The 4925-nt window shown below is 65.1% G+C and carries 5 protein-coding genes; 3 read left to right on the top strand and 2 right to left on the bottom strand.

What is annotated here, in order from left to right:
* A partial coding sequence (locus tag JOZ76_RS00005; RefSeq protein ID WP_291696590.1) for an MFS transporter occupies positions 1 to 606 on the bottom strand: 606 nt, incomplete at its 3' end.
* A 292-nt stretch (positions 607 to 898) separates the two neighbouring features.
* Positions 899 to 1414: a YcgN family cysteine cluster protein gene (locus tag JOZ76_RS00010; RefSeq protein ID WP_291696591.1), complete on the bottom strand. Its 516-nt coding sequence runs from the start codon at positions 1412 to 1414 to the stop codon at positions 899 to 901.
* Between the two features lie 322 nt (positions 1415 to 1736).
* Here JOZ76_RS00010 and JOZ76_RS00015 point away from each other — a divergent pair, with 322 nt between their 5' ends.
* The 3 genes from JOZ76_RS00015 to JOZ76_RS00025 all read left to right on the top strand — a co-directional run.
* Entirely contained in the window at positions 1737 to 4013 is a 2277-nt protein-coding gene (locus JOZ76_RS00015; RefSeq protein WP_291696592.1) for a transglycosylase domain-containing protein, read from the top strand.
* Between the two features lie 11 nt (positions 4014 to 4024).
* Positions 4025 to 4606 (top strand): DUF1214 domain-containing protein, encoded by a 582-nt coding sequence (locus JOZ76_RS00020; RefSeq protein ID WP_291696593.1) that lies wholly within the window; start codon positions 4025 to 4027, stop codon positions 4604 to 4606.
* Positions 4603 to 4925: DUF1254 domain-containing protein (locus JOZ76_RS00025; RefSeq protein ID WP_441299947.1), on the top strand; the 323-nt coding region annotated here is incomplete at its 3' end. The genes JOZ76_RS00020 and JOZ76_RS00025, both read left to right, overlap by 4 nt.

Genomic DNA, 4925 nt, shown 5'->3' on the forward strand with positions numbered 1-4925 from the left:
ATGTTCGGCAAACACGCCGCCCAGCACCGGGCCGCCGATGCCGGCGAGCATCCAGACGCCGGAGAAATAGGCCTGGTACTGGCCGCGCTCGCGCGGCGAGATCACGTCGGAAATCACGGTCTGCACCACCGGCATGATGCCGCCGCCGCCGAGGCCCTGCAGGCCGCGGGCGAGGATCAGGACCGGCATGTTCGGCGCCACCGCGCAGAGCACGGAGCCGGCGACGAACAGGCTTAAGGACACGATGATCATGGCGCGGCGGCCATAGATGTCGGAGAGCGTGCCGAACACCGGCGCGACCGCGGTCGAGGCCAGAAGGTAGGCAGTGATCACCCAGGACAGGTTGGAGACATCGGCAAATTGCCGGCCGATGGTCGGCAGCGCGGTTGCCACGATGGTCTGGTCGAGCGCGGCCAGAAACATCGTGAGCAGTAGGCTCATCAGGATGGTGCGGACCTCGCGCTGGCTTAAGGGGACGCCCTGAAGCTGAGGGGCCGCGCTCGCCGCCTTGACCTGGCGTGAGATGTTTTGCAGATCGACTGCGACGTTTTCAGGCAGCGCTGTGCGGTCGGCAGGGTGACGGCTCTGCCGTTCGAACCTGTTCATGGGAAGCGTAGAATCTTATGTGCGCGGCTGACGCCGCTGAGAGAATCAACGACTACCAACATAGGCGGAAAGTCTAAGCTCGGGCAGGCGCCTCAGCGCATGGGTGGGTCCCAATCGCGATCGCGTGAGGGGATATGAGCGATTAATGAAGTGTTAAGCTCGCGGCGTCCGCGCATACCTCGTCATGCCCGGCCTTGTGCCGGGCATCCACGTCCTTCTTCCTTGTTGCGTCAAAGACGTGGATGGCCGGGACAAGCCCGGCCATGACGACGGGGAAAGCTCAGCGCCAGCGTCACGCCTTCGGCCGGCGCTTCAGGCGCGCCTGGCGCGGCAGCAGTGTCGGCCACTGCACGATGTGGTCCTCGAGCTCGGCATCCGGGATCTCGTCCTCGGTGCCGACCACCCGCCCCCGCACCGAGACGCCGGCTTCATGGACGGTATTGGGATCGCCCGAGATCAGCGGGTGCCACCAGTAGAGGTCGCGCCCCTCCGCCACCAGGCGGTAGGCGCAGCTCGGCGGCAGCCAGTTGATGGTCCTGACATTGGCGGGCGTCAGGCGGACGCAGTCAGACACGCGTGCGGAGCGATTTTCATAGTCCTTGCAGGCGCATAGACCGGAATCCAGCAGCGCGCAGGAAACATGGGTGAAATAGATTTCCCCACTGTCCTCTTCTTCCAGCTTCTCCAGGCAGCAGCGCGCGCAGCCGTCGCACAGGCTTTCCCATTCGCCGTCGGACATCTCTTCCAACGTCTTGGTTTTCCAGAAGGAACCCTCCTGACCCGAGGGCCGCTTGGCGGGCGCGGTCATGAATCCCTCGTCATCTCCGGGAGTTAACGCTGAAACCTTCTAGGAGGTTGTGATGGCCGCACGCAAGAGGTTGATTGGACGGAACCCGACTTGCGCCTCAAAGATCTTGCGCCTCAAATGACTTGCGCCTCAAAGAAAGGGGATTAGGGCTACGCCATGAAAATGGGGGTGGCCCATGAAATCGGAAGCCGGGCCGTTGGTTTATGCCCCCTGCTCGGCTAGATAGAACGGAGTCGCCCGACAACAATGCCTTGGGTTTGCCGCAACATTCCCGCAAAGACGTCAGCCTTACCCGGCTGGGTGGAAGAGAGCCGTTAGGTCAGTGCGCGAGATCATACCGCCCGAGTGGAAGACAAGGATCCGGCACGCGATGCTGGATGTCGACGCGCGCATCGACTCCACGCTGTTCTCCTCGGCCAAGGGCGCGCGCGAGCTCTATGAGCGCTTCTCGACCTTCATGGACCGGTTCTATGTCGGTGGGTGGAAGCGCTGGGTTTTCGTCGAGCCGTTCTCCGAGGCTGCAACCCTCGGGCTCGGCGGCCTGATCGTCCTGCTGGCGCTCGCGATCCCGGCGTTCCGCGAGACCGCGGATGAGGACTGGCTGAAGAAGAGCGACCTCGCGGTGAGCTTCCTCGACCGCTACGGCAACCCGATCGGCAGCCGCGGCATCAAGCACAACGACTCGATCCCGCTGGAAGACTTTCCGGATAACCTGATCAAGGCGACGCTGGCGACCGAAGACCGCCGCTTCTACGACCATTTTGGCATCGACATCGCCGGCACGGCGCGCGCGCTGGTGACCAATGCCCAGGCCGGCGGCGTGCGCCAGGGCGGCTCCTCGATCACCCAGCAGCTCGCCAAAAACCTGTTCCTGTCCAACGAGCGCACCATCGAGCGCAAGGTCAACGAGGCGTTCCTGGCGATCTGGCTGGAGACCCGGCTGACCAAGAACGAGATCTTAAAACTCTATCTCGACCGCGCCTATATGGGCGGCGGCACCTTTGGCGCGGACGGCGCGGCGCATTTCTACTTCAACAAGTCGGTGCGCGACGTCAATCTCGCCGAAGCCGCGATGCTGGCCGGCCTGTTCAAGGCGCCGACCAAATTCGCCCCCCACATCAACCTGCCCGCCGCGCGCGCCCGCGCCAACGTCGTGCTCGACAATCTGGTCGATGCCGGCTTCATGACCGAAGGCCAGGTGTTCGGCGCTCGCCGCAACCCGGCCTTTGCGGTCGACCGCCGCGACGAGAACTCGCCGAACTATTATCTCGACTACGCCTTCGACGAGATGCGCAAGCTGGTCGACACGTTTCCGAAATCCTACACCGAGCGCGTGTTCGTGGTGCGCACCGCGATCGACATGAACGTGCAGAAGGCCGCGGAAGAGGCGATCGAGAACCAGCTGCGCCAGTTCGGCCGCGACTATCACGCCACCCAGGCGGCGACGGTGGTGGCCGATCTCGACGGCGGCATCCGCGCCATGGTGGGCGGGCGCGACTATGGCGCGAGCCAGTTCAACCGCGCCACCGACGCCTACCGGCAGCCCGGCTCGTCGTTCAAGCCCTATGTCTACACGACCGCGCTGCTCAATGGTTTTACGCCAAAATCGATCGTCGTCGACGGCCCGGTCTGCATCGGCAACTGGTGCCCGCAGAATTATGGCCACTCCTATTCCGGCGCGGTTACGCTGACCCAGGCGATCACGCGCTCGATCAACGTGGTGCCCGTCAAACTGTCGATCGCGCTCGGCGGCAAGGAGGGTCCAAAGGCCGGCCGGGCCAAGATCGTCGAAGTGGCGCGCCGCTTCGGCATCAAGGCGCCGCTGCCCGATACGCCGTCGCTGCCGATCGGCTCGGACGAGGTCACCGTGCTCGAACATGCGGTGGCCTATGCGACCTTCCCCAACAAGGGCAAGTCGGTAACGCCGCATTCGGTGCTGGAAGTGCGCACCGGCCAGGGCGATTTGGTGTGGCGCTGGGACCGCGATGGTCCAAAACCCCGGCAGGCCATTCCGCCGAATATCGCAGCCGACATGGCCGGCATGATGAGCCATGTGGTCTCTGAGGGCACTGCGCGGCGCGCGGCGCTCGACGGCATTCCGACCGCGGGCAAGACCGGCACCACCAACGCGTATCGAGACGCCTGGTTCGTCGGCTATACCGGCAATTTCACCTGTGCGATCTGGTACGGCAATGACGATTACTCGCCGACCAACCGCATGACCGGCGGCTCGCTGCCGGCGCAGACCTGGCACGACATCATGACGGCCGCCCATCAAGGCGTCGAAATCCGCGAGCTGGCCGGCGTCGGCATGGGCGAGAAGCTGCCGCAAACCGCCCAGGCCGCGATGGCTGCCGCGGGCAAGGAGAAGGCGCTGGAAATCAAGCCGGGACCGCCGCCGGTGCTGACCCGGCGCGGCGCCGACATTCTGGTCCGCGTGGAAAAGCTGCTGGACGACGCGGCCAAGACGCCGATCAAGACCACCATGGACGAGCCGCCGAAGGGGGCCAAGTCGACCTCGTCGAGCGCGGTCCCCTTCTCCGACAGTTTTGCTGCGGCAACGCCTGACAGCGCGGCATCGGCGCCGCGCAAGAACTGATCAAAGACCTGATGCGACTGCTTTTCGTCACCGTGCTGGCGCTGTCCCTCGCCACCTTCGTCGGCATCGGCACCACCTGGATGACTGCGACCAAGGGCACCGATCTCGGTACGCTGACGATCGGGTCGTGGACCGCGCGCCCAAAGACCGGGACCGCCGACATCGATCCCTATTCGCGCGCCACCATCGTGCGCAATGGCGAGCTGCCGATCGGCACCGGCGATGGCGTCGCCTTCACCACAGCCAGCGACGACAAGAAGAGGCCGCTGGACGGCCGCTGCGACGTCGTGCTGTCGGGCGTGACGCCGCCGGCGCGGTTTTGGACCTTGACGCTGTATGACGGCAAGGGCCACCTCGTCGCCAACGCGCTGCAGCGCTACGGCTTCACCAGCCAGGAAATCGTGCGCGCCGCCGACGGTTCGTTCGAGATCCACGTGGCGTCGCGCTCGCGCTCCGGCAACTGGCTGCCGACCGGCGGCATCGAGCGCTACCAGCTGATGCTCCGCCTCTATGACACGCCGGTTGGGGTCGCGACGCGCTCGCAGCGCGAGGCGCCGATGCCGGCGATTACGACGGTTGGGTGCCCGACATGATCCGCCTCGCGCTCACCATCGTCGCCGGCGTCATCCTCGGCGGCATCGTGCATCTGGTCAGCGTGCTGGCGCTGCCGCGGATCGCAAGCCATGATGCCTATTCGCGGCTGACGCCGATGACGGAGCTCAATGCGGTCACCGCGCTGCCATCAGCCGATCCCTCCAGATCGCCGATGCCGTTCATGGACCCGGCCTTTGCGATGGCGATCTGCCGCTACGACCTCTCGGCCGGGCCACTGAAACTCACCGTCCCGGTCAGCCAGGCCTACACCTCGGTGTCGTTCTACACCCGAAGCGAGATCGCCTATTACGCGATCAA

It is taken from the genome of Bradyrhizobium sp. (assembly GCF_019244115.1).
In the GTDB taxonomy this organism is placed as follows: Bacteria; Pseudomonadota; Alphaproteobacteria; order Rhizobiales; family Xanthobacteraceae; genus Bradyrhizobium.